We start from the raw sequence: 25,345 nt of genomic DNA on the forward strand, positions 1-25,345 counted from the left end.
GGCGGTGACACTGCCGTGCGTGCCGGTCAGCAGGTACCCCTCGCTCTCGGGGGTCGCGTCGGCGAGGCGGGGGCCGTACTCCTGGACCATGGCACCGACGTAGACGCCGGTGCGGCTGCCCCGCAGCGACGCCGGGTCGATGCCCGCCCGCTCTATGGCCTCCCACGACGTCTCCAGCAGCAACCGCTGCTGCGGATCCATCGACAGCGCCTCACGCGGCGAGATACCGAAGAACCCCGCGTCGAACTCCGCCGCGTCAAACAGGAAGCCGCCCGACCGCGAGTAGGTCTTCCCCGCTGCCCCCGGATCGGGGTCGTAGAGTCCCTCCGCGTCCCAGCCTCGGTCCGTCGGCCACGACGACACCGCGTCCGTGCCCGAGGTGACCAGCCGCCACAGATCCTCCGGCGAACCGACCCCACCCGGGAACCGGCAGCCGATGCCCACGATCGCCACCGGCTCGGCATCCGCCTCACCGGCGGCCACCGGCGGCGCGGGTTCCGGGTCGCCCGTCTCGTCGCCGGACAGTCCGAGCAGCTCGGCGCGTATGAACCGGGCGAGCGCGGCGGCCGACGGGTGGTCGAAGACGACCGTGCTCGGCAGCCGCAGATCCGTCGCCGTGTTCAGCCGGTTCCGCAGCTGGACGGCCATCATCGAGTCGAAGCCCAGCTCGCGGAAGGACGCCTCGACGTCGATGTCGTCGGTCTCGGCCGTGCCGAGCACGATGCCGAGGTGGGTGCGGACCAGGTCCAGCGCCGCGTCCCGGCTCGCGTTTTCGCCCAGCGCGGCCCACTGCTCGCGCAGCGGGGTCCCTTCGGTGGCGGGGCCGTGGTCCTCCTCGACGGCGTCGACGGCGGGGGGCGTCCGCCCGGGACCGGCGGGTCCGGTGTGGGCGGCCGGCGCGTCCAGCCAGAACCGGCGGCGCTGGAAGGCGTAGGTGGGCAGGTCGACCCGCCGGGCCCCGGAGCCGGTGAAGGCGGCGGACCAGTCGACCGCGACGCCGTGCACGGATGCCTCGGCCAGGGCGGTGAGCATGCGGTCGAGTCCGCCCTCGCCGCGCCGCAGGGAGCCGACGACGAGGCCCTTGCCGTGGACGTCCTCCGCGGTCTCCTGGATGCCGGCGGCGAGGATCGGGTGCGGGCTCATTTCGAGGAACGTCTCGTGCCCGGCCTCCGCGAGCGCCCGGATCGCGGGTTCGAAGCCGACGGTGCGCCGGGAGTTGCGGTACCAGTACTGGGCGTCGAGTTCGCCGGTGTCCAGCCAGCGGCCCTCGACGGTCGAGTAGAACGGCACCGGTGCGGACGTGGGGGTCACGCTGCCGAGCAGGTCCAGCAGCGGCTCGCGGATCCGCTCCACGTGTGCCGAGTGGCCGGCGCAGTCGATGGGCAGCAGGCGGACGCGGATGTCCTGGCTCTCGCACCGCGCGATCAGCTCGTGCAGGGCGGGTACGTCACCGGAGACGGTGACGGCGCGGGGGCCGTTGACGGCCGCGATGGACAGCTGGTCCGCCCACGGGGCGAGCAGCCGCTCCACCTCCGCGGCCGGCAGGGCGACGGAGGCCATGCCGCCGGTTCCGGCCAGCAGGGCGAAGGCCCGGCTGCGCAGGGCGACCACGCGGGCCGCCTCCTCCAGGGAGAGCGCGCCGGCCACGTGGGCGGCGGCGATCTCGCCCTGCGAGTGGCCGACCACGGCGCCGGGTTCGACACCGTACGACCGCCACAGTGCGGCGAGGGAGACCATCACCGCGAACAGGACGGGGTGGACCACGTCCAGGCGGTCGAGGGACAGCTCGGGGTCGGTCTCGCTGCCGCCGCGCAGCACGTGCGTGAGCGACCAGGGCACATGCGGGGCGAGTGCCTGCTCGCAGCGGTGGATGTGCTCGGCGAAGACCGGTGAGCTGTCCATGAGGTCGACGGCCATGCCGGCCCACTGGGATCCCTGGCCGGGGAAGACGAAGACGGGGCGGCCCGCGGTGCCGGAGGCGACGCCCTCGACCAGTCCGGTGGCGGGGCGGCCGGCGGCCAGTTCGGCCAGCCGGGTGCGGAAGTCCTCGGTGGTTTCGCCCAGCAGGACGGCCCGGTGCGGGAAGGCGGTACGGGTGGTGGCCAGGGAGTGGCCGATGTCGGCCGGGGACACCGCGTCGTCCAGCCGGTCCAGCAGCGCCCGGGCCTGGCCGCGCAGGGCCTTCTCGGTCTTGGCGGAGACCGGCCACGGCACCGGGCCGGACGGGGCGGGGTCGGGGCGGTCCTGTTCGGTGTCGGCGCCGTCGCGCCAGTCCTCCAGGACGACGTGGCAGTTGGTGCCGCCGACGCCGAAGGAGCTGACGCCGGCGATCAGCGGGCGGTCGGCCCTGGGCCAGGGGCCGTTCTCCGTGTGGACCCTCAGCCGCAGCTCCGCCAGCGGGATCGCCGGGTTGGGGGCGCGGAAGTGGAGGCTCGGGGGGAGTTCCCGGTGCTTGATCGCGAGGGCGGTCTTGATGAGGCCGGCGATACCGGCGGCGCCCTCCAGGTGGCCGATGTTGGTCTTGACGGAGCCGACGAGCAGCGGGTCGCCGTCGGCGCGGGCGGCGCCGAGCACCTCGCCGAGGGCGGCGGCCTCGATCGGGTCGCCGACCCGGGTGCCGGTGCCGTGCAGCTCGACGTACTGCACGTCCCCGGGGTGCACGCCGGCGTTGTCGTAGGCGCGGCGCAGGAGCGCGGCCTGGGCGTCGCGGTCGGGGCTGGCCAGGCTGTCGCCGCCGCCGTCGTTGTTGACGGCGCTGCCGCGGATCAGGCAGTGGATCCGGTCGCCGTCGGCGATCGCGTCGGACAGGCGCCTGAGGACGACGAGGCCGCCGCCCTCGCCGCGCACGATGCCGTTGGCCCGGCTGTCGAAGGTGAAGCAGCGGCCGTCCGGGGACAGGGCGCCGAACTCGGCGACGGTCAGGGCGCTTTCGGGGACGAGATCGAGGTTGATGCCGCCCGCGAGGGCGAGGCTGGATTCGCCGCTGCGCAGGCTTTCGCAGGCCAGGTGGACGGCGGTGAGGGAAGAGGACTGGCCGCTGTCCACGGTGAGGCTGGGTCCGCGCAGGCCGAGGACGTAGGAGAGGCGGTTGGCGATGATGCCGCGCTGCAGGCCGGTGAGGGTGTGCGGGGTGATGCCCGTGGTGCCCCGGCGGTGGGCCAGCGTGGCGTAGTCGTCCCAGATCGCGCCGACGAAGATGCCCGCGTCGGTGCCGTGCAGCGTGTCGGGGAGGATGCCGGCGTCCTCCAGCGCCTCCCAGCCGAGTTCCAGGGTGATCCGCTGCTGCGGGTCCATCGCCGTGGCCTCGCGCGGGGAGATGCCGAAGAAGGCCGGGTCGAACCGGTCGGTTCCGTCGAGGAAGCCGCCCCACCGGGTGCCCGCGCCGGGCGTGTCCGTGTCCTGGCCGGTGTGTTCCGCCGCGTCCCAGCGGTCGGCGGGGACTTCCCGGATCGCGTCGACGCCGTCGCGCAGGAGGCGGGCGAACGCGTCGGGGCCGGATGCCTGGGGCAGCCGGCAGGCCATGCCGACGACGGCGATGGCCTCGACGGGGGTGTCGGCGGGGGTGTCGGACGTGAGCCGGGCGCGGGCCTGGGAGGAGTTTCGCATAGTGCTGCAAACCTTCGGGGCAGGGCGGTCCAGGAGGAGTGAACGGGTGATCCGTCCCGGCTACGCGGGGTCGGCGAACGCGGCCTTGGTGTAGGCGGTCGCGTAGTCGGTGTGCGCGATGGGCGCGCCGACCAGGTCGTAGGGCACGTCCAGGGCGTCGGCCAGCTCCATGGCGTGCGGGGCGAGGTCGGCGCAGATCCGGTTGAGCAGGCCCGGCAGGGCGCCGGCCTCGTCGGCGGTGAGCAGGCCCTCGGCGAGGTACCAGCCGCTGTGGGCGGAGATCTCGCTCAGCACGTGCAGGGAGCACAGGTCGCGGGCCAGGCGTCCGGCGTCGGCGTCCGGCAGGGCCTCGGTCTCGGTGCGGACGAGGTCGACCAGCAGGCGCAGGGCGTGCGCCTCGGCCATCTGCTCGGCCAGTTCGAAGCGGTCGTTCCAGACGTCGAACTCACCGAGTCCGGCGGCCCGGGCGGCGCCGAGTTCGGTGACGAGCCGTTCGTGCAGGCGCCTCTCCCGGGTGCCGGTCAGCGCCCGCCACCGCGCCGGGTCGCGCAGGTCCTGGGCGGGGGCGGATTCGTCGGCGGGCGGCTCGTAGTCGAAGCCGAGGGCCATGGTCCAGGCCGCGTTGAGGTGGAGGACCTGGGTGCTCAGTCCGGCGGCGTTGAAGGCGTGGGCGAGGCCCTGGTAGTCCAGGAAGCGGTTGCTCGGGCTGAAGCCGAGGACGCCGGAGGCGGCGCGGGTGTCCGCGGTGACCCGTTCGGCGAGCCGGTCGATGGCCGCCTTGAGGGTGAACAGGGTGCGGATCTCGCCGGCGCTGCGTCCGACCGGTTCGGGACCGGAGAAGGACTTCGCGGCCATGGTGGCCACGTAGGCGGCGGACAGGGCACCGAACAGGGTGCGCTGCTGGTTGCGGTAGCGGATGACCGGCATGGGGTCGGCGAACCCGGCGAACGTGCCGTTGGTGTAGCGGGCGTGTGCGTGCCGGACGGCGACGGCGGCGCTGGCCCGGGTGACGGCGGCGAGGCCGACGGCGGCCACCTCCCAGACGTACCGGATCAGCCGGGAGGCCTGCCGGGAGCGCATCGCGGGGTTGCTGAGGGCGTCGGTGAAGGTGCCGTCCTCGGCGATCTGCGCGGAGTCCCGCAGCCAGTACCGGTAGGGGACGCGTACGCCCTGGAAGGAGACGGTCGCCCAGTCGAGGGGGAGGATCGGGGCCGAGTCCTGCGGTTCGATCACCACGCCCGGGCAGGGGCCGGTGGTGTCGCTGAGCGGTACGACGAAGCAGAACAGCCCGTGGTCCTGCCCGTCGACGACGAGCTTGGCGGTGACGATTCCGGTCCGGGCGAGACCCGGACAGGCCACGCTCGGCGGGTACTTGACGGCCTCGGGGCCGGGGGTGGTGAGGACGAACTCGCGGGTGGCCGGGTCGTAGACGGCCTCGGTGCGCACGGCGGCGTTGCTGTTGCCGTGGCCGAGTTCGGTCATCAGCAGGGCGCCCACGGCCTCGGTGGACGCCAGCTGGGCCAGGACGTCGTCGAGGTCGTCGCGGCCCGCGCCGAACTCCAGAACGGCGCCGACCGTGGTGCAATGGTGCAAAAAGAAGGCGTAGAAGAGGGAGGGGTCGGCGAGGGCGACCCATTCCAGCACCGGGAAGAGCACGTCGCGCTGCTGGAGCAGGGGGGTGCTGGTGTCCAGCCGGTCGCTGATGTGCCGCAGCCGCTGGTAGGTGAGCGAGTGGCGGTCCGCGTCCGCCAGGCCGGACGGTCTGGCGAAGAGCTCCGGCGAGAAGATCTTCTTCAGCCGCGGCAGCGTCTCACGGTAGGAGTCGCCGTGCACGAGGGAGGAGAGGGCGTCGCGCAAAATGCCGGATTCCATGGTCGGATTCCCCGTTCCGTCTTCGTCGTCGGTGTGTGAAGCGACGGTGAGCGCGCGTGCGTGAGCCGCCGCGCGCCCGGCAGGCAGCGGTCAGCGCCACGGCGGCCGCGTGAACGCACGCGGCAGCGCTGCGGGCTGCCCGGCAGGCAGATGTGTCCGGTGAGTCGATGGCGGGCAAGCGGAACCGGGGAACGGTCGCCCGTCCCACGGGCTGGAACAGCCGTGCGTGTGCGGGAACTGCTAAGTGAGCGTCAGCTGACTTTCTCTCAGAACACCGTGGAACATGGCGACTTCGCCGTCCGAGGGCAGTTCGCCCCCACGCTGCACGACCTGGGTGGACCGCGCCTTCAGGGCGCCCAGGAGGCCCCGGTGCGGCCGGCCGGCCACGCCATCCTGGTATGCGGTCACGTCCGCCACGTCGACACCGGCGGCGGTCGCCGCCGGAAGAGCCTGACCGGTTGTGCGGAGAGCGGCGGTATCCCCGCCCGTTGAGCCCCCCGCGACCATCAGGTCGTAACTGTTCTCCGCGCCGTCAGGCACGTCCCCGTCCCCCTAACATAAGCCGCTTCGCAACTTCTCGTAACTTATACGCCACGATGCGTAGGCATTCCGCCACGGCTGCTCAATACCTATCACGGGGCCGGATGGGACGCCTCCAGAAATTGCGTGTCGAACATCACTAGCGGCAAACCCCCGGTAGTGTTGGTAGCCTCGGGACACCAACTGCGGCGAAAACAAGGCCGGTTCGAACCGGGTTGCGCGTAGCACCGCAACCGGACAAGGATCATCTCCTTGTGAGCCAACACTTCGATGTCCTTGTTCTAGGAGCGGGCCCGGGCGGCTACACGGCCGCGGTTCGCAGCGCGCAGCTCGGTCTGTCCACCGCGGTGGTGGAAGAGCGGTACTGGGGAGGCGTCTGCCTCAACGTCGGCTGCATCCCCTCCAAAGCCCTGCTGCGCAACGCCGAGATGGTGCAGTTCGTCACGAACGAAGCCAAGGCGTACGGGATCTCCGTGGGCGACGACATCTCCGCGGATTACGGGGTCGCCCACCAGCGCAGCCGCAAGGTCGCCGACGGCCGGGTCAAGGGCGTTCACTATCTGATGAAGAAGAACGCTATCACCCAGCTCGAGGGGCGGGGCGCCTTCACCGACGACCACACCCTGACGGTGACCCACCCGGACGGGCACACGGAGACGGTGACTTTCGGCCATTGCATCATCGCGGCCGGCGCCACCCCTCGACTGCTGCCCGGCACCGCCCTGTCCGACCGCGTGGTCACGTACGAGAGCCAGATCCTGAGCGAGACGCTGCCGGGCAGCATCGTCATCGCCGGCGCCGGCGCCATCGGTGTGGAATTCGCCTACGTGCTGCGCAGCTACGGCGTGGACGTCACCATCGTCGAGTTCCTCGACCGCATGGTTCCGCTGGAGGACGAGGAGATCTCCAAGGAGCTCGCGAAGCACTACCGCAAGCTCGGCATCGAGGTCCTCACGGGCACCGCCGTCGAGACCATCGACGATTCGGGCCCGCGCGTCCTCGTGACCGTCAACAAGGGCGGCGAGCGACGGGTCCTGGAGACCGACAAGGTGCTCCAGGCCATCGGCTTCGCCCCGAACGTCCAGGGCTACGGCCTGGAGAACACCGGGGTCCGCCTGACCGACCGCGGCGCCATCGACGTAGACGGGCGCTGCCGCACCAATGTGCCGCACATCTTCGCGATCGGGGACGTCACCGCCAAGCTGATGCTGGCGCACGCCGCCGAGTCCATGGGCGTCGTGGCCGCCGAGACCATCGCCGACGCGGAGACCATGGAGCTGGACTACACCATGATCCCGCGGGCCACCTACTGCCAGCCGCAGGTGGCCAGTTTCGGCTGGACGGAGGCCCAGGCGCGCGAGCGCGGGTTCGACGTCCAGGTGGCCAAGTTCCCCTTCACCGCCAACGGCAAGGCGCACGGCCTGGGGCACCCCGTGGGCTTCGTCAAGGTCATCAGCGACGGTACGCACGGCGAACTCCTCGGCGCCCACCTCATCGGCCCCGAGGTCACCGAGCTGCTTCCGGAACTGACCCTGGCCCAGCAGTGGGACCTGACGGTCCACGAGGTCGCCCGCAACGTCCACGCGCACCCCACGCTCGGCGAAGCGGTCAAGGAGGCCATCCACGGCCTGGCCGGGCACATGATCAACATGTAACCGGGACGGAGGGGCGGCCGTTCCCCTTCACGAGGACGCGCCGCCCGCCCCCATCACCCCGGCCCATTTGGCCGGATCTCGCCCTACCGACGGCGCCCGCGGAATCACCCCGGGCGCCTTCCGGGTGCGGCCCGACGGGGTCCGCCGGCCCGTGCAGACCACCGGCCGCACCCTCTCGGAGGCGGCACCGAACGGCACCCCGCCCACCCTGAAGGCCCCGCCCGCGTGGGCAGGCGGCCGGCGTCGCGTCAGCGGTCCTCGGCCGTCACGTCGTCATGCTCGGGGTCGCTCGGCCCCAGCCGCACACAGCACTCCCCCGGCTCGGGGGCCAGAACGGCCTGCACCCCGTTGACCTCCAGCCCCTGGAGGTACCCGGAGAGGAAGGCCTGGTTCATGCCGCACACCAGCTCCGTGGCCTTCGCGGCCAGCGGGTGGAAGGGGCAGTTGCGCAGCCGGAGCCGGGTCGGGGTCTCCCGGACGGGTTCGTAACCGTACCGGTCCAGCAGCCGCTCGCACGCGGTCAGCCCGCGCTCGGGGCCCAGGCGCCCGGGACGGGTCTCGTCCCGCGCGGCCTCGCCCAGCTGCCGGCCGCGCTGTCCGGCGGTCCGCATCGCCGCCTGGGCTGCGCTTTCACCGGCGCCCTCGGTGAGGACGGCGTCCAGGAGCAGGTCGGCCAGGAGTTCGTGGCGACGGTCCGGGATGCTCACGGTGATCTGCGCGTCGGTGGGCTCGTACACCTTGGGCTGCCTGCCGACCTTGCGGATCCCCCCCGGCGTTTCGTAGCGCGCCCGCAGCAGGCCGGCGTCCACGAGCTTGTCGAGGTGGAAGGCGGCGAGCTTGCGGGAGATACCGACGCTGGCGGCGGCCTCGTCCCGGGTGACCGCGCGACGGGCACGCCGGATGAACGTGAACATGCGCCGCCGCGAGTCCTCGCTCAGAACGCTGACGGAGTCGATGGCGCTGTCGGCCGCGTCGGCCTGCGCGCTCGGATCGGAAGCCACACGACCACGGTAGCTCCCATCCACGTGGGCACAAGTGTTCTTCGCCCGTCGTGGGCTGCGCGTCTTGACGCCCCCGCACAATAAGACCAAGATTTGTTGGTGAAACTAGTGGAGGTTGCGATGACCAGTGAGTCACAGCTTCAGGCGAAGCGCCCGGTCAGCGCCTCGCTCGCCGGCCCGTACGGCCACCCGTTCCACCCGATCCTGGTGACCGTGCCGATCGGCGCCTGGGTGACCAGCCTGGTGTTCGACATCGCATCCCACGTCGTGCACCGTCCGGGCTTCCTGACCCAGTCCTCGGAGTGGCTGATCGCGGTCGGCGTGATCGGCGCCGTGCTGGCAGCCACGGTCGGATTCCTCGACCTGTTCGCGATTGCGGCCGGCACCCCGGCCTATCGCACCGCCCTGGTCCACATGACGCTGAACCTCCTGGTGACCGCCGCCTACGTCGTCAACTTCCTGTGGCGCCAGAGCGACTACACCGGCGGCGGAAGCGTCGGCATCGGCAGGCTCGCCCTGTCCGCGCTCGGCATCGTGGTCCTCGCGATCTCGGGATTCCTGGGCGGCAAGCTCGCCTACCGCTACGGCGTGCGCGTCGCCGACGAGAACACCCAGGCCGAGGGATACACGCCCGGCCGCGACCGGAGCGGCACCCGCCCGGCCGTGTGACCCGGCCTCCCACCCACCCTGACGGCCGGTGCCCGCCGGCCGCTCTCCCCCACCCGTCCCCCTCGGGAGTTCCCCCATGGACATCGCCGCACTGATCACCTGGGTGATCACCGCCCTCGGCGGTTTCTACATGCTCGGCACCTGGATCCAACGCGGCGGAATCCGCCAGCAGCAGACCGGCACCAGCCGCCTGCCCGCACCCGTCGTCTTCGGCCATTTCGCCCTGGCCGCGATCGGACTGGTGGTGTGGATCAGCTACGTCGTGGCGGACAGGAGCGCCCTGGCCTGGACCGCGTTCGGGCTGCTGCTGCCGGTCGCACTGCTGGGCTTCGTGATGCTGGCCCGCTGGATCCCCGTCCACCGCGACCGCACCACGGCCGGGGCCGCCGCGGGCCCTGGGGCGGAAGGCACCGTCCCCGCCGAGCGGCACTTCCCGGTGCCGGTCGTACTGGCCCACGGTCTGCTCGCCGTGGCCACCCTCGTCCTGGTCCTGCTCACCGCTCTCGGCATCGGGGGCAGCTGACATGACGGAGCACCTGAACAGCACCACCGCCCGAATGGAACCCCTCGTCGAGGAAGAGGCGACACCCGGGCGGCCCGCCCTGCGGGTCGTCCACGAAGCCGACGGGATCGACCTGGCCGCCGCGGAGGCCGCGGCCGGCCGGTTCCTCACCGCGCTCGGCATCTCCACCACCTCGGAGAGCCTGCGCGGCACACCGGGCCGGATGGCCCGCGCCTACGCCGAACTCTTCACCCCGCGCCCCTTCGACCTGACCACCTTCCCCAACGACGAGGGCTACGACGAACTCGTGCTGGCCCGCCGCATACCGGTCCGGTCGGTGTGCGAGCACCATCTGCTGCCGTTCGTGGGCACGGCGCACGTCGGCTATCTGCCGGGCGCCCGCATCCTGGGCCTGTCCAAACTGGCCCGCGTCGTCGAGCACTTCGCCTGCCGCCCGCAGGTGCAGGAGCGCCTGACCAAGCAGGTCGCCGACTGGCTCCAGACCCATCTGGAGCCCAAGGGCGTCGGCGTGGTGATCGAGGCGGAGCACTGCTGCATGACCCTGCGTGGTGTCCAGGCGACCGGATCCAGCACCATGACCTCCACGCTGCTCGGCCTGCTGCGCTCCGACGCCCGCTCCCGCAGCGAATTCCTCGGCCTGACGGGAGCGGCGTCCTGACCACGAGACCGGGCTGACCGGGTACGGGCCTCGGTATCCGACGGCCTTCCGTCTCCGGTACGGACTTCGGTGCCCGGCAGGGACTCCCGTGCCCGGTACGGACTTCGGTGCCCGGTACGGACTTCGGTGCCCGGTACGGACTTCGGTGCCCGGCAGTGGCTTCGGTGCCCGGCAGTGGCTTCCGTGCCCGGTGCGGACTTCCGTGACCGGTACGGACTTCGGTGCCCGGTACGGACTACCGTGCCCGGTGCGGACTTCCGTGCCCGGTACGAGGCGGCGGTCCCGGCTCCGCACGGCAGAGCCTCCGCCCGCGCCCTCGGCTCCCGAGCCGCACACAGCGCAGTCCACTCGACGACGCGACAGCGACATCTCCGATCCAGAAGCCGCGTCCGTCAGGACCGGGGTGCCGCGGCTCCTCGGATGCGCGCCTTCAGGAAACAGCGTCGCCCCGGTCCGCACCCTCGCCGCCTCGATCCACAGCCTCGTCGCTCCGGTCTTCAGCCTCGTCTCCTCGGTCTTCGGCAGACCGCTCGTCGAGGACCGCGACGAAGGCCGAGGCGACGAGGGCGACGGCGCGGTCGTCGTCGTGGGTCAGCCGGCGCAGGACCTCCCGCGCGGTGGACCCCGGCAGCTCGATCAGCGCCTGGGCCAGGCGCATCCGAGTCGCGGAGTCCGCGCCGGGCGCGTCGAGTTCGCCGGCCAGTGCGGTGACGATCCGGTCCGCGCACCCGGAGTCCCGGTCCCGGGACAGCGTTCCCAGGGCTTCGGCCGCGTCGACGTCGTTGGAGCCCTCGACCACCATGCGGACGAGTGTCGGCACGGCCGCGGTCACGCCACGCCTGCCCAACGCCAGAGCAGCGTGCCTGCGCACCGTGGCGTCCGGGTCCCCGAGCGCGTCCGCGAGCACCTCGGTCGCACCCGGGGCCCCGGACATCCCGGCGATCGCCAGCACCGCGCGCCGTCTGATGTCGACGTCGTCCGCGTACATGCCGGCGGCCAGGGCCGCCACGCCGTCGCCGCCCGCTCGGGCGAGCGCCCAGCGGAGGGCGCCCGTGACGTTGAGGTCGGCTTCGGACAGGATCGCCCCGGCCAGCAGCTCCGCGGGAACCGGCACGCCCTCCGTCCGGGCCAGGAGGGCCTGCTGCCTGCGGGCGGCGCTGGGCGAGCCGAGGCCCTGCATGAGTTCGACGACGCGCAGGACGTCCTGCCAGCCGGCGGGCGCCGACGCATCGATCGCGCGGAGCCGCTCGAGCAGTTCCCGCTCCCGCTCCAGGCGGTCTTCCGTCCACCGGATGAGGTCGCTGACCAGGTCGGACGGCGTGAAGTCCGGGTCCTCCAGCGCGCGTCCGATCTGTTTGAGCGAGAGTCCGAGGGACCGCAGGCTCTCCACGTGGAAGATCCGGCGGACGTCTTCGGCGGAGTACTCGCGGTAGCCGCCGACGGTGCGACCGGTCGGCCGCACCAGCCCGAGGGCCTCGTAGTGCCGGAGCATCCGGGGGCTCACCCCCGACCGGCGGGCCACTTCACCGATCAGCACTCCACGGTCTCCACAGCATCACCGGTCCCCGCTGCGTCAACCATCTCCACAGGCTCCCCAGGCTCCCCAGACTCGGCAGGCTCAACGGCCTCCATGGTCCCGGCGACTCCCGCCGCGGCCGCGGCGGCGGCAGCGGCAGCGGCGGCGGTCTCGGACGCGGACGCGGCGGCGGGCGCGGCGGCGGTCTCGGCCTCGGACGCGGCGGCGGTCGCAGTGGCGGTCTCGGCTCGCTCCGGGCCGAGTGCGACGACTCGCTTCGCCTCCTCGACAGCCTCGTCGAAACCGGTCTCCGGATTTCGCCGGAGCAGCTCGGTGGCCGTCGCGTGCATGGCCACCGCCGGGTCGGGACTCGCCGCAGCCCGCTCCAACGCGGGCCCGGTCACGTCGCCGAGGTCGACCAGCGCCCGGCTCAGGCTCAGCCGCACACCGCGGTCTCCGCGTCCGAGCTGCATGACCAGTTCGTCGACCAACTCGTCGACAAGGCCCTCCGTCCCGTCCTCGGGCACGAGGACGACCGCGACGCGCCATGCGGTCCGCGCGACCTCGTCGTCGGCGTCGCGCAGCAGGGACCCGGTGATCCAGGCCCACGCGCTCCGGTCGCCGATCTTGGAGAGCGTGTGCAGCGCCTGGCTGCGGGCCTGCGCCCGCTCGGAGGCGAGTTCCCGCCGCAGCCGGGGCAGGGTGATCTCCGGCGAGAGCCGGGTCAGCGCCCAGGACAGCATGTCCCGCACGAAGAAGTCCGGCTCGACCGCGCACCGCTCGACGAGCGTCTCCAGGAAGCCGGGATCGGGGTCCGAGCCGACCGCCAGGGCGGCGTGCAGCCGGACAGACGCGTCCTCGGCGCTCAGCGCGTGGGCCAGGCGGGCGTGCTTCGGGGTTCCGTTTGCCGTGTTGATCGGGACCACCTCCTGCGCCCAGGGGACACCTTGTCACGGTGTCAAGGTCAAGCCCGCGACCAGCGGCCCAGAAGACCCACCGCCCCAGCCCGCGGCCCGGAGGCGCCGAGCAGGTGTACGGCGACCGCGGAGTCGTCGGCCGGCGGGGCCCGCCGGGCGGTGTGCGGTCAGGCCCGCGCCGGCTGGTTCTTCACGTGCCGGCCGACTTCGCGCGAGACGATCTTGAAGCAGGAGTGCTCGTCGAGGGCGGTGTCCACGAGCACGCCGTCGAATTTGCTGCGGACGATCTCGAAGGCGTCGATCCGCGCGTTGAAGAGCAGGGGGTCGACGAAGTCGTCGCGCTCCGCCTCGCGCGAGTTGATCCGCTTGCGGGCCTCGATGAAGCTCACCCGGGTGAAGAACGCCACATGCGGCGTGGGGAACTCGGAGATGATGTCCGAGACGACCCGCCACTGCGTGGGTGTGAGCCCGCTGGAGGAGATGACGGCCTCGCACAGCGCCGAGTACAGATAACGGTCGACGATGACCGCGTACCCCGCGTCGAGCAGCGGCAGGATCTTGGTCCTGATGGTGTTGAGCCGGTCCCCGGTCACCGCCAGGAACATGGAGAAGATGTCGACCCGGCCCTCGGGCTCCGCCGTCAGCGGATCCTTCTTGTACTCCGTGAAGAGGCGGAGCTTCTTGCACTCGTTGCTGGGCAGCTTGAAGACGCGGACCCGGTAGCCGTTCCTGCGCAGGGTCCCCTTGAGGCGCCTGATGCTCGTGGTCTTCCCGGACCCGTCGACGCCGGAGAAGCTGACGAGTACGCCCCGCTCGGGCTTGGGACCGGTCGCGAGGGGAACGGGGATGTCGATCACTTGGCGCTCCGGGTGATGAGTTCCGTGACGAATTGCATGTTTCGCTGCGGGTTGAAGAGCAGACCTTCGGACGAGTCGGGCCGGTTGGCCTTGAAAGAGGGCCCCATTCGCCGGATCAGGTCTATGAGTCTCAGGAACCGCGCGTCCTGGAGCAGTTCATCGTGGAGTTCGGGGCGGAAGAAGGAGTAGTACGTGAAGTCGTTCGAGTAGAGGGGCAGACTGCCCCCGTACACCTCGGGCGTGATCTTGAAGGGCACACTGCGCAGCGGGTTTCCGGGCCAGATGGTCCCCGGCTCCCGGTCGTGCGCCGCGTCCGTGATGTGACCTCCGGTCAGCACCCGGGCGATGTTCGACTTACGGAACATCTCGGGGTCGCGGCCGCGGTCGGGCAGCGCAGCGATCAGCCCGTCCACGCCCGGCGCCGTCCTGATCCCGTTGATGCTGTTCGCGATGACCGAGGTCTGGTGGTCGCTGGTGAACACTCCGTCGAGGTGCGGCGGGAGGTTGAACCTGGCGTACTTGACCTCGGAGAGCGACTGCACCATGGAGATGCCGGCCTGATGCCCCGCGACGAAAGGACCGTGGATGTTCAGGCCGTTGTAGGTGAAGGCCGAGTTGATCATGAATGGGAAGGAGAGGACCCGGCCCGATTCCCGGATCGGAGCCAGCCGCACATCGATCGACGCGTACCGGAGGTCGACCTCCTTCGGATCGAACCCGGCCTCCTCGAGCTTGGTGAACGCCCAGTCGAAGAACTCCGGCTTCACGTAGTCGCGTTCGATCAGGCGCGGAAGTCCGGTCGGAGGCTCCTGGTAGAGGTAATCACTCAAGCTGGGACTCTGCAGGTATTCCTCCCGGAGGTCCTGGTCCAAATATCGCACGTTGACATCAATGACTGCCTTTGGCACGGCTACCTCCTCTTCGGGCGGAATGAAGCGTTTCGTAGGGGTTATGCGGTCCAGTCGAGACCGAGGTCCACCGCGCGCGCCGAGTGGGTCAGCGCACCGATGCTCACGATGTCGACGCCGAGTGCGGAGATATCCCTGATCCGCTCCCGCGAGACGGAGCCCGAGACCTCGATGACGGCCCGCCCGCTGGTGAACTCCACGGCGGTGGCGATCTGTTCGTTGGTGAAGTTGTCGAGGATCACGATGTCGACCCCGACCTCGATCGCCTCGCGCAGCTGCTCCAGGGTGTCGACCTCGCAGGTGATGCGGGTCGCGTGGGTGGCGACCGCCCGGGAACGGGTCACCGCGGCGGTGATGCCTCCGGCAGCCGCTACGTGGTTGTCCTTGATCAGCACCGCCGCGCCGAGGTCGGACCGGTGGCTGTACCCGCCGCCGCACCGGACCGCGTAGCGCTCGACGGCCCGCAGACCCGGAGTGGTCTTGCGGGTGTCGGTGATCCGGGTGCCGGAGCCGGGGGTCAGGGCGTCGACGAACGACCGGGTCAGGGTTGCCACACCGCTCATCCGCTGGGCGAAGTTGAGGGCCAGGCGCTCGCCCTTCAGAAGCGACTGGGCGGGTCCTGCCAGGGAGACGGCGGCCTTGCCCGCCGTGAGCAGTTCACCCTCCCGGCACAGCTGCTCGACCTGGACGCGCGGGTCGAGCTGGGCGAAGACCTCCCGTACCAGGGCCCCGCCGCAGAAGACGAGGTCCTCCCGGGCCGCCATGAGCGCCCGGCCTTCGGCCTCGGGGGGGACGCATGCGTCCGTGGTCGTGTCGCCCCGGCCGAGGTCCTCGATCAGGCAGCGGGAGACGAGCTCACGGATGACGGGCAGTTCGAGCATGTTTTTTCCATTTCTCACGGTGGAGGAGCGGGAGCCTTCGAGGAGTTCGGTCTCAGGTCCCCAGCAGGAGGACGTCGGGCACCGCACGGTCGGGCAGCGCGATGCGGAGCAGGCCGTAGCCGATCCCCGCCGCGCCGTTCATCAGGCCCGGCACCCAGAGGCGGTGCGGAACGCCCGTGCGTACGTCGCCTGCGAGGACGCGGTGTGCCACTCCGGTCACCGCCTGGCGGGCCTCTTCGACCAGGGCCTGGTCGCCGGAGCTCTCACCGGCGGTGAGCAGGGCGTGCGCCAGACCGAGGGTGCCGTGGCACAGCGAGTCGTTGCCGACCCCGGCCCGCAGGCCCTCCCGTACGGCGGAGAGCTCCGGCCGGCCGGCCGGCCCGCCCATCCTCGCGGTGGCCAGCAGAGTACCGGCGGAACCCCGGCACCAGGCGTTGACGCCCGTACCGGTACCGGCCGCCGAGCGGTCGTTCTCGGCCAGGGCGCGCGAGGCGGCCGCGGCGTAGCGGGGCTCACCTGTCAGGTCCCCGATCGCGGACAACGCGTAGGCCCGGCCCGCCTGTCCGTGCCCGAATCCGTGGACACCTTCGCGCGTCGGAGCGTGGTCCAGGAGGATCTCGCCCGCCCGGCGCACGGCGGCGCGCGTCGACTCGTCGGGCCGGGCCGCGTAGAGGGAGATCAACGCGAGCGCGGTTCCGGCCGCGCCGCCCACGATGTCGAAGGTCTCGTCATCCTCGAGGTTCTGCCGTACGGCGGGCACCAGGGAGCGGGCCGCGTCGAGGAGTGCGGGTTCCTCCCACAGCCGTCCGACCCGGTCGAGGAGCAGCAGCACGCCGCACAGGTCCTCGTATCCGCCGACGGGCATTCCGCGGAGGTCTTCCGGTTCGGGCATGCCGTCGGGGTCCGCCAGGGCCTCCACGACATCGCGCGCCAGCCGCTCGTAGCGGTTGACGCCGGTGGCGGCGGCGAGTTCCGCGAGGAACAGGGCGATTCCGGTCACGCCCGAGTAGAGCCCGAGCCCGCTGGCCCCCACCACCCAGTACCGGTCGCCGACCAGGTTGAGGTTGGCCCACTCCACCACGCCGTCCCCGCCGTGCCGGACGGACGCGAGCAGCTGGTCCCCGATGCGGAGAGCGGCGGCGAGCGCCGTACCGGGGTCCGTGTCCTGCCGGAGGTGCCGGCCGGCCGCTACGCCGCCCTCCCGGGCGGGCCCCTCCGCCTGCGCGGGCCCGTCCTCCTGTGCGTGTCCGCCGAGCTCGCGGGTGGCGAGGGAGGCGTGTATGAACCACAGCTGGTCCCGCAGGTGTTCCTCGCTCAGGGCCGCCAGCCGACGCCGCGCGGTATCCAGTCCGCTCTGCCGGAAGAAGCCCTTCGCGACGATGACGCCGTCGTCGTCGAAGAGCGCCGTGCCGGAGGGCTTGGCGGTGAAGACGGGAACGTCACCGCGGGCCAACTGGGCGAGTTCGCTCGCCAGGACCGCCGCGTCGCCCTCCGCGTCAGGGTCCAGCGCCTCCATGAGGTACGCGCGGTCGAGACCGTCCCCCAGCAGGTCCGGGTGCCAAGCCTCCTCCAGTACCGCTCTGTAGGTGGAGGTGTTGCGCAGGACGGTGCGTACGTCGTCGTCGGCGAAGGCCTCCAGCTCGCGGAGCAGGTCCTCGCGTCCGGCGAGCAGCAGCCGGTAGCAGTCTTCGAAGCCCTCGATCAGCCCGGGGAGCATCGCCGACGGGTCGGCGGGCCGGCCGTCCAGGACGGGGCGGTTGCCCGACTCCGGTACGGGGCGCCGCTCGCGTGCGACCCGCACCCGGTCGGTGCCGCTGTCGGCCAGGACGACGTCGGGCCGGATCTCGTACTCGCCGGGGGCGGCGCCGCCCGCCATGGCGCTGATCTCCATGGCGTACACGCCGGTCCCGTCGCCCTTCACCACGCGCTGCGGGAGCAGCCCCACGGCGAGGACCGAGGCGCGCAGCAGCATGTCCATGGGGTCGGGGTCGGCTTCGGCCGGGGTCGCGGGCTCGGTGTGGAACATCGCTTCCAGGTCGATGAACGCGGGGTGCTCGCCCGCCGCGATCAGGTTCTCCAGGTGCATGTCGTAGCAGCCCAGGACGTGGAAGAGCGCGAGATGGGCGCCCAGCCGCCAGGCAAACCTGCCCAGAGCGTCCGCGTCGGCGCAGGGCGCGGCGGTGACGAAGGCGCTCCAGCCGTAGTCCGGGCGTTCCAGGAGGTCGGCGGTCCCCAAGGGGTGGCGGGGGGCACGGTCGTTGATCCAGCACAGGAGCCGGTTCACGTGCGTGTCCACCGCCAGGCTCCGCGGCTTGTAGACCAGCCGGGATCCGTCGCGGAAGGCCAGGATCGCCACCGTGCGCCCGCCGCGGTGGGCGTCGCCGGCGCCGAACGTGATGTCCGCCAGGTCCTTGAGGCCCTCGCCGGATATCGCGAAGCGCTCGCGCAGCTCGGGGAAGTCGGCGATCAGGCGCTCGGCGAATTCCGCCCGGACGTCGACCCACTGCCGTACGTGGCCGACCAGGCCGCGGGCCAGCACGGGGTGTGCGGCCAGGAGGTCCAAGGCCCGCTCGGGGTCCCGCAGGCTCTCGCCGAACGCCTCGTACCGGGCTTCGGGGTCCGCACCGTGGAGCCGGCCCTCCAGCCGGGCGGCGTTGATCTCGAGCACCAGCGTCCGCTGGACCATGGTGCGCAAGGTGTCGGTGTCGGGGGCGAACAGCGGGTGGGTGTCCGGCAGTCCGCCCGCCGCGCCGAGGCGGCCGCGCAGTTGCTCCCGCGCCCACGCCGCCAACGGGCCCAGCCAGTCCAGCGGTACGTCGACATCCTCCGAGTGGGCGGGGAGCGCGGGGAGGGCCGAGCCGGCGAACCGCTGCCAGGCATCGACGAGGACGGGTACCCAGTCCGGCGCGCCGGGGAGCCGCAGCTTCAGCTCCTGCGGGGACTCCGCGGCCAGCAGGGCGAGTTGGCCAGGGGCGAGGTCCCACCGGGCGCCGAGTGCGTCCGGCTGTACGCGCAGCCCGGGGACGAGCAGCCCTTCCTGCCACAGGCGGACTCGTGCCGTCCCGCGCTTGAGCTCCTCGGGGTCCGGTTCAAAACCCCCGGCCGTGCGGCGCTCCGCGGGGGTGAGCCCCGCCCACCAGCGCGCGTCGTCGAGGAATTCGTCCAGCACCGTCTCGCCTCTCGTTCTGTTCCCGCTATTCCCGGTCCAGGCCCGGTACCTCGATGTCGCCCGCCGGATGCGGAGGCAGTGCGGCTCGTGCAAGGTCGCCCAGAGCGGCTCGGAACAGCGGATCCCGCCAGGCTCTGATCACTTCGGCGGCCGTCGGTTCAGACACGGACGGCGCCGTACTGGACCAGTTCGGCCAGGACTTCGATCGTGTCCTCGACGGCGGTCTCGACGTCGATCCCGTATTCCCGGGCGAGGAGTTCACCGATGCCGCCCACGGTGAGCACCCCGTCGATCCGCTTCCAGATGAACGCCGTCGTCTCCGCCAGCTCGAAGGCCTGCTCGGGGACCGCGACCACCAAGGTGCCGCGGATCTTGCGCACCCGGATGTCGGGGCGGACAGACGGGATGGACTCGGCCGTCACCGGACTCGCTGTGCTCATCAGATGTCCACTTCCATGGTGATGCCGCGGCAGACCGAGAGCACCTCGTTGATCCAGGCCGCGGGATCCGCGGGGTCCAGCGAGCGCATCGTCTCCAGGGCCCAGTACTTGTCGTAAGGCAGCACGTCGGGGGCGACGGCCCGGAGCCTTCGGGCCCGCCACTTCTCGCCCGGCCCGCACTCGCCTTCCGAGGCCAGGAGCGCGTCGACCGTGTAGTGGAACGCGGCCCGTGCGGAGAGCACGGCGCTGTCCACGTCTCCGGCCTCCAGCTGGCCCACCGCGTCCTCGACGCGGGAGTCGGCCATGTTCAGGATGCGTGTCGCGAGGATGGAGCGGAACGCGGATTCCTCCACCTGGACGCGCCAGTGCGACAGCAGCTCCTGTCCGCCCGCCGCCGCGCCGAAGGTGAGGCGGTCCAGCAACTGGACCTCGCGCAGCGTGAGTTCCTCGGCGCCCTGCTCGAAGGCCTGCCAGGTGACCTTGGCGAGGACCTGCTCCACCTGGCCGCGCGTCCAGTACCGGATGTCCCAGCGCATCGCGCCGACGAAGGCTTCCTCCCCCAGCACGACGGCGGGTACGAGCGGTACGGGATGGTGCGAGACGCCCTCACCCGTCCACGGCTCCTCGGAGATCACGTAGAGATCCACGTCACTGGAGGCGTTGCCCCAGCCCCGGACCAGTGAACCCGCCTCGAAGACACAGACCCAGGACTCGGGCAGCAGGTCCAGCGCGCGCAGTTCCTCCAGCTGGTGCGTGCGGTCCTCAGACACGGTCGGCTCCCTTCGGGGCGGCCTCGACGACGAGTCCGAGGTCGATCACTTCCTCCAGCAGCGGCTTCAGCTCGGCGAGCGTGTGGCCCTCGGCCGCCAGTACCTTCTCCAGCGAGGTCTCTCCGTCCAGCGAGCGCAGCAGCGCGGTCAGGGCGGGTTCCTCGTCCTCGCTGAGCACGAACTCGCACGCCCCGTCGACCAGCAGGTACCAGGTGCCGGGCTGGGCCGGCACGCAGGCGAGCAGGGTGTCGGCCCGCAGCGCGTACACGGCCGCCGGGTCCACCGGGGGCCGCGGCATGGTGAGGTCGCGGATCTGCGCCTCGCTCTCGTCCCAGTCGGAGTACCCGAAGGTCACGGGTTCGGGGGCGGCCCTGAACGCGGCTGCCGGGGGGACGGGAAGGTCCGCGGTCATGCGTTCCAGCAGGCCGAGGTTGACCAGCCGCAGCAGGTGCTCGACGCTGCCGTTCTCGGGATCGCGCTCCAGGCGCCGCAGGCTCTCGCGGACGCCGTCCTGGTGGATGAACTGGCGGGCCCGCTCGGAGGAGAACGCCTCTTCGAGGAGCGCGTCGCCGCCCTGCGCCAGCATGCGGGTGAAGGTGCGGTAGGTGTGGCGCTGTCCCTCGCCGTGGAAGAAGGGGACCTTGGGGCGGTTGATCAGGTCCCCGGGGAGGATGCCGACCATCGCCTCGCGCAGGATCCGCTTGTCCCAGAGCAGGTTCGCGCGGCGGGTGACGGGGATCGACGCGACGAGCTCGACCAGACGGTGGTCGAGGAAGGGCACCCGGGCCTCGACGCTGTTGCCGGCGGCCGTACGGTCCTCGTGCCAGACGTTGTACTGCTGGAGGCTGCGGTACTTCCAGGCGATGAACGCGTCGTAGGGATCGGCGGCGTCGCCGCCCAGACCGGCGTGCGCGGCCTCGTCCGTGAGCAGCGGCACGTCGGACATCTGCCACCAGCTCGCCAACTGCGGCCTGCTGTCCAGGGATTTCCGGCGGGCCAGGGCGCCGATGTTGGCGATGAAGTCGCTCCAGTCGCCTCCTTCGCCGGTGTAGTTGAGGGTATAACCCCCATTGAACTCGTCGGAGGCGGCGCCCAGCAGCATGCCCTTGATCTCGGGGTACCGCAGGCGCGCGTGGCGGTGCAGTTCGTACTTGTAGAACTGCTCCGGGCTGCACAGCGGCGTCTCGGTGAGCCAGAGCAGGTTCTTCCACTCCTCGATCCCCGGTACCCGGTCGGCGTCGAAGAGGATTTGCTCGTTCGGCACGCCGAGCATCCGGGCCGCGCGGTGGCTCCACTCGGCGTCGCCGTTGAGGACGGTCGCTCCCGTGAGCACGCTGAAGGTCCGCAGTCCGCTCTGGCCAGCCAGCGCGGCCACCGCGGAGGAGTCGATTCCGCCGCTGAGGAACAGTCCGAGCTCGGCGTCGGCCATGGCGCAGTCCTGCACGGACCCGGCGAGGAGATCCCGGTAGCGCTCGATGTACTCCTCGTCCGAGGCGTCGGAGTCCGCGGCCGCGCCGGGCAGCGACCAGTAGCGGTGCTCGCGGGTGGCGCCGTCCTTGAGGTCGATCTCCATCACCGTGGCCGCCGGGGCCAGTTCGATGCCCTCGAACCAGGTGTTGACCGGATCGTGGACGAAAGCGGGCGTCGAGCTCATGCCGTAGTCGGCGAGCGCGCCGCTCCAGTCCAGCCGCCTCGGTGTGGCGGGGTCGGTGAAGAGCGCCTTGATCTCGGAGGCGAAGACGATCCGCTCCCGGTTGCGGTGGTAGAAGAGCGGCTTGATGCCGAACCGGTCCCGGCAGAAGAGGAGTTTGTTCTGCTTCCGGTCCCAGAGGACCACGGCGAACATGCCGTTCACCCGGTCGAGGAAGTTCAGGCCGTCGCGCTGGTAGAGGTGCAGCAGCACCTCGCAGTCCGACTGGGTCTTGAAGCGGGCGCCCGGGGGCAAGGACGCGGCCAGCTCGCGGTGGTTGTAGACCTCGCCGTTGGCGATCAGGACGACGGAGCCGTCCTCACTGACCAGCGGTTGACCGCCGCCCACGGGGTCCACCAGGGACAGCCGCGTGAAGGCGAGGCCCACCTGGTCCTCACGCAGCAGCCGCTCGTCGTCCGGGCCGCGGTGGGCAAGCGTGCACGCCAGGTCACGCAGCAGTTCGTCGGCGGCAGGTGTCAACATGCCACCGTCGATCCGGGCAACACCAGCGATTCCACACATGTCATTCACCTTCGTCGCGACCCGAGTAGGAACTCAGAGATAAAGCGGGCACGCGTCACGCCCGACCGGGCGTGACGCGTACTCGGCGAGCTATTTAGCGGGTGGTCACGATGACCGTACCGAAGTCGACCTTCTTGGTCGACGGCTTGATGTACTTCTTCATGTGTATTCACCTCCATCCTTGAATGGAATAGAGGGAGACAGACCTAAGCGGTCGCCGCAGAGCAGCGCAAAGGAAGTGAATTATCCAACGGGAATGCGCCCCCCTTGGTCGCTCCGTTCGGAAACCGAGACGGTCGCCTTCGCCGGCCCTGTGCCGACGTGCCCCCAAACCAGATCTATCCACGTCCCAGACGGGTTTTGACCGGCGACAGCATTGTTACGTCCCGGTAGATCATTCGTCAACCCCCTTTTGTTGCGGGCCTGGTGGCCCCTTGGCAGAGGGTCTCGCGTGGGCGGATTATTTAATTCCGCTTAATTCCGCCACCCGTTACCGACGGTCCCCTATTGGCCCGGCCGGGTGGTGCGGGGAAGCTTACAGAGGGACCATTCGGCGGAATCGGACATACCGTAAATTCAACGGTGCGGGTCGCTGTGTCGCGGCCTCCGGCTGCCCTGTCGAGGCGAAATCCATTCGCCTCGCCGTGGAGGTGTGGTGATACAGTCCCAAGCATGAATCTGCGTAAGTCACGGGCTTCAAGCGGGCCATTGAGCGACAGCAGGTTCCGGGTTCTCTGGTTCGGGCAAACCCTTTCCTATGCCGGCAGTGCCATTTTTCCTGTCGCACTCACCCTAGCGTTGGTGCAGGAAATCGGATCGGCCACCGACCTGGGCCTGGTCCTGGCCGGCGCCGCGGTCGGAGAATCTCTTTCCCTCCTCGTGGGCGGCGTTTGGGCCGACCGGCTGCCCCGGCAGAAGGTGATGATGGCGGCGGACTCGATCCGCTGTGTCGCGCACACCTTCATCGGGCTCCGGATAGTCGGCGGCCACGCCGGTCTCCCCGAACTGATACTCGCGTCCAGCTGCGTGGGAGCGGCCACGGGCTTCTTCCTGCCCGCCTCCAGCGGCCTCGTCCCGGCGACGGTCGCCCCTGAACTCCTGCAGCGGGCGAACGCGGTCATGGCCGTCTCCAGGCGCTCGGCGATGATGCTGGGGCCTGCGGCGGCCACCACCATCGCTCTCACCATCGGACCCGGCTGGGCCATGGTCATCGACGGCGCGACCTTCGCGGTCAACGTCATGATGCTCAGCAGACTGCGCGTCGAGCACGCGGCGACGCCGCGCGAGGGCTTCCTCAAGGAGCTCCGTGAGGGGTGGGGCGAGATCCGTGAACGGACCTGGCTGTGGAGCAACTTCCTTGCCCACGGCTGCTGGAACCTGTCACGGACCGTCTACTTCACCGTCGGAGCGGCGACGGTCATCAGCGGCATCGGCGGCGAGGTGGCCTGGGGCGTCATCGCCCAGGGTGCGACGGTCGGGGCACTCACCGGCGCGCTGGTCTCCCTGCGAGTCCGCACGTCCCGGCCCCTGGTAGTGATCAACATCTGCCTTTCGCTCGGCGCCATACCGCTCGCCCTCATCGCGCTCGGGGCGCACACCGCGCTCATCGCCGTGGGAGCGGGCGTCATGGCCTTCGCCCTCGGCCTGATGGGGACGCTGTGGGACACCGCGGTGCAGCAGCAGATCCCCGCCGACCGGATGTCCCGCGTCTCCGCCTACGAATGGCTGCTGTCCAGCGCGCTCATCCCCCTGGGCATGGCGCTGGCCGGCCCGTTGGCCATGGCCGTCGGGGCCAAGGCGGCGCTCTACGGCGCCGCCGCACTGATGGCCGTGTCCAGTCTGGGAGTGCTGGCCATCCCCGAGGTGCGGCGCCTGGGGCAGACCCACGGCCCGGCCGTCGCCGAAGAGGCCGATCCGATCAGCGCCGGCGTATAGGCCCGGCCATGGAGATGGAGAAGACCACGCACCGCGCGCACCTGCGGCAGGCCCTCACCCTGCTGACCGACGCCGAATCGCCGGCGGCGGCCCAGTACCACAGCAGGTTCACGCTCTGGGACGCGCGCGCCAGCGTGCGCGTGAAGCCGCCGCGCCTGCTGACGCCCTCCGAGCCCGGCCGGCTCTACTTCCCGCCCGAGCTGATGCCGGTCGTCGCGCATCCGCTCGTACGGTCCCGTCCGGACGGGGTGACGGAGCGAATACTCACCCAACGGCTGCACCAGTACCTGTACTTCACCACCGAGCTGGAACAAGTCGCCGTGATGCCGGTGACCATGGACATCAGCCGGGGCCGGAGCGGACTCGACCTGCCGGCCGCCATGCGGGAAGACGCCTTCAAGATCACGACGGATGAGGCCTGGCACGCCCAGTTCTCCGACGACCTGTCCCGCCAGGTGGAGGGGCGGACCGGCTTCGACGCCTGCCTGCCGGACCGCCCGGCGTTCATGGACCGGCTGGACCGCATCCGCGCGGAGATGGACCACGATCTGCGAGGAGCGGCAAACCTCGCCTTCTCCATCGTGAGCGAGACCCTGATCTCCTCCATCCTCTCCGAACTCCCCCGGGACAAGCGGCTGCCGAAAGCGGTCAGGGAGCTGGTCCAGGACCACGCCGAGGACGAGGGGAAGCACCACGCCTACTTCCGCAGCCTCCTCGAATTCTTCTGGCACGCACTCGACGCACGGGCGCGCAGGCGGGTGGGTGCGCTGGTTCCGGAGCTCATCACCGCGTTCCTGGAACCGGACTACCTGGCCATCGCCCTCACCCTCGGGGACGCCGGATTCAGTGCGGAGGAAGCCGAGGAGATCCTCGCCGAGACTCATCCGGCCGACGTGACCAGGGCCGTCATCGGCCGGGCCGCCCGGGCGACCACGCGCTACTTCACGGAAGTCGGAGCACTGGACTCGCCGTCCACGTACGAGGCCTTCGCCTCCGCGGGGCTTCTGGCGGCGGACTGAAGCACCTCCCGGCCTCGCCGCCCGTGACGCCTGCCCACCCCGCACATAATGCACACGCACGAAACCGCGGGTCAGGAGCCCTTCGCGACCGGTTCGAGGATCGCGACGCACTCCACATGAGGCGTCATCGGAAACACGTCACAAGGTGTGTGGACGGGAGAATCTGCAGGTCACAAGGGGTTTTCCTGCCTTGGGCA

At 71.0% G+C, this 25,345-nt stretch carries 19 protein-coding genes; 6 read left to right on the forward strand and 13 right to left on the reverse strand.

All coding sequences use genetic code 11. From position 1 onward, the window contains the following. The coding region (locus JK361_RS29080) for a type I polyketide synthase (RefSeq protein ID WP_201823608.1) at positions 1 to 3,606 on the reverse strand (3,606 nt) is incomplete at its 3' end. A gap of 60 nt (positions 3,607 to 3,666) precedes the next feature. Next, a complete protein-coding gene (locus JK361_RS29085) occupies positions 3,667 to 5,478 on the reverse strand; it encodes an acyl-CoA dehydrogenase (protein WP_201823609.1) in 1,812 nt (603 codons plus the stop codon). Positions 5,479 to 6,272: 794 nt separating this feature from the next. Between JK361_RS29085 and lpdA the strand changes: the two genes are divergently transcribed. Next, entirely contained in the window at positions 6,273 to 7,673 is a 1,401-nt protein-coding gene (lpdA, locus tag JK361_RS29090; protein WP_201823610.1) for a dihydrolipoyl dehydrogenase, read from the forward strand. Between the two features lie 248 nt (positions 7,674 to 7,921). Here lpdA and JK361_RS29095 read toward each other — a convergent pair whose 3' ends face one another. Continuing rightward, positions 7,922 to 8,674 carry a helix-turn-helix transcriptional regulator gene (locus tag JK361_RS29095; protein ID WP_201823613.1) on the reverse strand — a complete coding sequence of 251 codons (753 nt, stop codon included), beginning with the start codon at positions 8,672 to 8,674 and terminating at the stop codon, positions 7,922 to 7,924. A 120-nt stretch (positions 8,675 to 8,794) separates the two neighbouring features. Between JK361_RS29095 and JK361_RS29100 the strand changes: the two genes are divergently transcribed. The 3 genes from JK361_RS29100 to folE all read left to right on the forward strand — a co-directional run bounded on the left by JK361_RS29100 (position 8,795) and on the right by folE (position 10,524). Further along, entirely contained in the window at positions 8,795 to 9,343 is a 549-nt protein-coding gene (locus JK361_RS29100; protein WP_201823615.1) for a DUF2231 domain-containing protein, read from the forward strand. A gap of 76 nt (positions 9,344 to 9,419) precedes the next feature. After that, positions 9,420 to 9,866 carry a hypothetical protein gene (locus JK361_RS29105; RefSeq protein ID WP_201823617.1) on the forward strand — a complete coding sequence of 149 codons (447 nt, stop codon included), beginning with the start codon at positions 9,420 to 9,422 and terminating at the stop codon, positions 9,864 to 9,866. A 34-nt stretch (positions 9,867 to 9,900) separates the two neighbouring features. Then, positions 9,901 to 10,524, forward strand: a complete 624-nt coding sequence (gene folE / locus JK361_RS29110; RefSeq protein ID WP_201823980.1) for a GTP cyclohydrolase I FolE — start codon at positions 9,901 to 9,903, stop codon at positions 10,522 to 10,524. Between the two features lie 430 nt (positions 10,525 to 10,954). Here the strand turns inward: folE and JK361_RS41475 are convergent, their stop codons facing one another. From JK361_RS41475 to asnB, 10 genes are all read right to left on the reverse strand, one after another. Then, positions 10,955 to 12,061, reverse strand: coding sequence for a MerR family transcriptional regulator (locus JK361_RS41475; RefSeq protein WP_201823619.1), 1,107 nt, complete (start codon positions 12,059 to 12,061; stop codon positions 10,955 to 10,957). Continuing rightward, complete coding sequence (locus JK361_RS29120) at positions 12,055 to 12,966, reverse strand: HEAT repeat domain-containing protein (RefSeq protein WP_307787344.1); 912 nt, start codon at positions 12,964 to 12,966, stop codon at positions 12,055 to 12,057. Before JK361_RS29120 ends, JK361_RS41475 begins: the two co-directional genes overlap by 7 nt. A 158-nt stretch (positions 12,967 to 13,124) precedes the next feature. Continuing rightward, positions 13,125 to 13,814: a dTMP kinase gene (locus JK361_RS29125; protein ID WP_201823621.1), complete on the reverse strand. Its 690-nt coding sequence runs from the start codon at positions 13,812 to 13,814 to the stop codon at positions 13,125 to 13,127. Beyond that, positions 13,811 to 14,644 carry a hypothetical protein gene (locus JK361_RS29130; protein ID WP_201823623.1) on the reverse strand — a complete coding sequence of 278 codons (834 nt, stop codon included), beginning with the start codon at positions 14,642 to 14,644 and terminating at the stop codon, positions 13,811 to 13,813. Before JK361_RS29130 ends, JK361_RS29125 begins: the two co-directional genes overlap by 4 nt. A gap of 119 nt (positions 14,645 to 14,763) precedes the next feature. Next, complete coding sequence (nadC, locus tag JK361_RS29135) at positions 14,764 to 15,603, reverse strand: carboxylating nicotinate-nucleotide diphosphorylase (protein ID WP_201823625.1); 840 nt, start codon at positions 15,601 to 15,603, stop codon at positions 14,764 to 14,766. Between the two features lie 52 nt (positions 15,604 to 15,655). Continuing rightward, positions 15,656 to 18,772, reverse strand: coding sequence for a type 2 lanthipeptide synthetase LanM family protein (locus tag JK361_RS29140; RefSeq protein ID WP_201823628.1), 3,117 nt, complete (start codon positions 18,770 to 18,772; stop codon positions 15,656 to 15,658). A gap of 25 nt (positions 18,773 to 18,797) precedes the next feature. Beyond that, positions 18,798 to 19,034 (reverse strand): mersacidin/lichenicidin family type 2 lantibiotic, encoded by a 237-nt coding sequence (locus JK361_RS42675; RefSeq protein WP_372448749.1) that lies wholly within the window; start codon positions 19,032 to 19,034, stop codon positions 18,798 to 18,800. Next, on the reverse strand, positions 18,931 to 19,212 hold the full coding sequence (locus tag JK361_RS29150; protein WP_201823634.1) for a PqqD family protein: 282 nt from the start codon (positions 19,210 to 19,212) through the stop codon (positions 18,931 to 18,933). The genes JK361_RS42675 and JK361_RS29150 overlap by 104 nt, the downstream gene beginning before the upstream one ends. Next, complete coding sequence (locus tag JK361_RS29155) at positions 19,212 to 19,982, reverse strand: hypothetical protein (RefSeq protein WP_201823637.1); 771 nt, start codon at positions 19,980 to 19,982, stop codon at positions 19,212 to 19,214. The genes JK361_RS29150 and JK361_RS29155 overlap by 1 nt, the downstream gene beginning before the upstream one ends. Beyond that, a complete protein-coding gene (asnB, locus tag JK361_RS29160; RefSeq protein WP_262418470.1) occupies positions 19,975 to 22,194 on the reverse strand; it encodes an asparagine synthase (glutamine-hydrolyzing) in 2,220 nt (739 codons plus the stop codon). Before asnB ends, JK361_RS29155 begins: the two co-directional genes overlap by 8 nt. A 672-nt stretch (positions 22,195 to 22,866) precedes the next feature. On the opposite strand from asnB, the gene JK361_RS29165 reads away from it, so the two are divergent. Together JK361_RS29165 and JK361_RS29170 are read left to right on the forward strand one after the other, a co-directional pair. After that, on the forward strand, positions 22,867 to 24,129 hold the full coding sequence (locus JK361_RS29165; RefSeq protein WP_236053756.1) for an MFS transporter: 1,263 nt from the start codon (positions 22,867 to 22,869) through the stop codon (positions 24,127 to 24,129). Positions 24,130 to 24,137: 8 nt separating this feature from the next. Beyond that, entirely contained in the window at positions 24,138 to 25,148 is a 1,011-nt protein-coding gene (locus JK361_RS29170) for a diiron oxygenase (RefSeq protein ID WP_201823646.1), read from the forward strand. Positions 25,149 to 25,345: the final 197 nt, after the last annotated feature.

The organism is Streptomyces musisoli (assembly GCF_016741855.1).
Taxonomy (GTDB): domain Bacteria; phylum Actinomycetota; class Actinomycetes; order Streptomycetales; family Streptomycetaceae; genus Streptomyces; species Streptomyces musisoli.

Excerpts from the sequence above, each read along its gene's own strand:
- JK361_RS29165 (WP_236053756.1), top strand. The coding sequence starts at position 22,867 with ATGAATCTGCGTAAGTCACGGGCTTCAAGCGGGCCATTGAGCGACAGC.
- JK361_RS29105 (WP_201823617.1), top strand. The coding sequence starts at position 9,420 with ATGGACATCGCCGCACTGATCACCTGGGTGATCACCGCCCTCGGCGGT.
- JK361_RS29170 (WP_201823646.1), top strand. The coding sequence starts at position 24,138 with ATGGAGATGGAGAAGACCACGCACCGCGCGCACCTGCGGCAGGCCCTC.
- JK361_RS29100 (WP_201823615.1), top strand. The coding sequence starts at position 8,795 with ATGACCAGTGAGTCACAGCTTCAGGCGAAGCGCCCGGTCAGCGCCTCG.
- JK361_RS29085 (WP_201823609.1), bottom strand. The coding sequence starts at position 5,478 with ATGGAATCCGGCATTTTGCGCGACGCCCTCTCCTCCCTCGTGCACGGC.
- folE (WP_201823980.1), top strand. The coding sequence starts at position 9,901 with ATGGAACCCCTCGTCGAGGAAGAGGCGACACCCGGGCGGCCCGCCCTG.
- JK361_RS29150 (WP_201823634.1), bottom strand. The coding sequence starts at position 19,212 with ATGAGCACAGCGAGTCCGGTGACGGCCGAGTCCATCCCGTCTGTCCGC.
- asnB (WP_262418470.1), bottom strand. The coding sequence starts at position 22,194 with ATGTGTGGAATCGCTGGTGTTGCCCGGATCGACGGTGGCATGTTGACA.
- nadC (WP_201823625.1), bottom strand. The coding sequence starts at position 15,603 with ATGCTCGAACTGCCCGTCATCCGTGAGCTCGTCTCCCGCTGCCTGATC.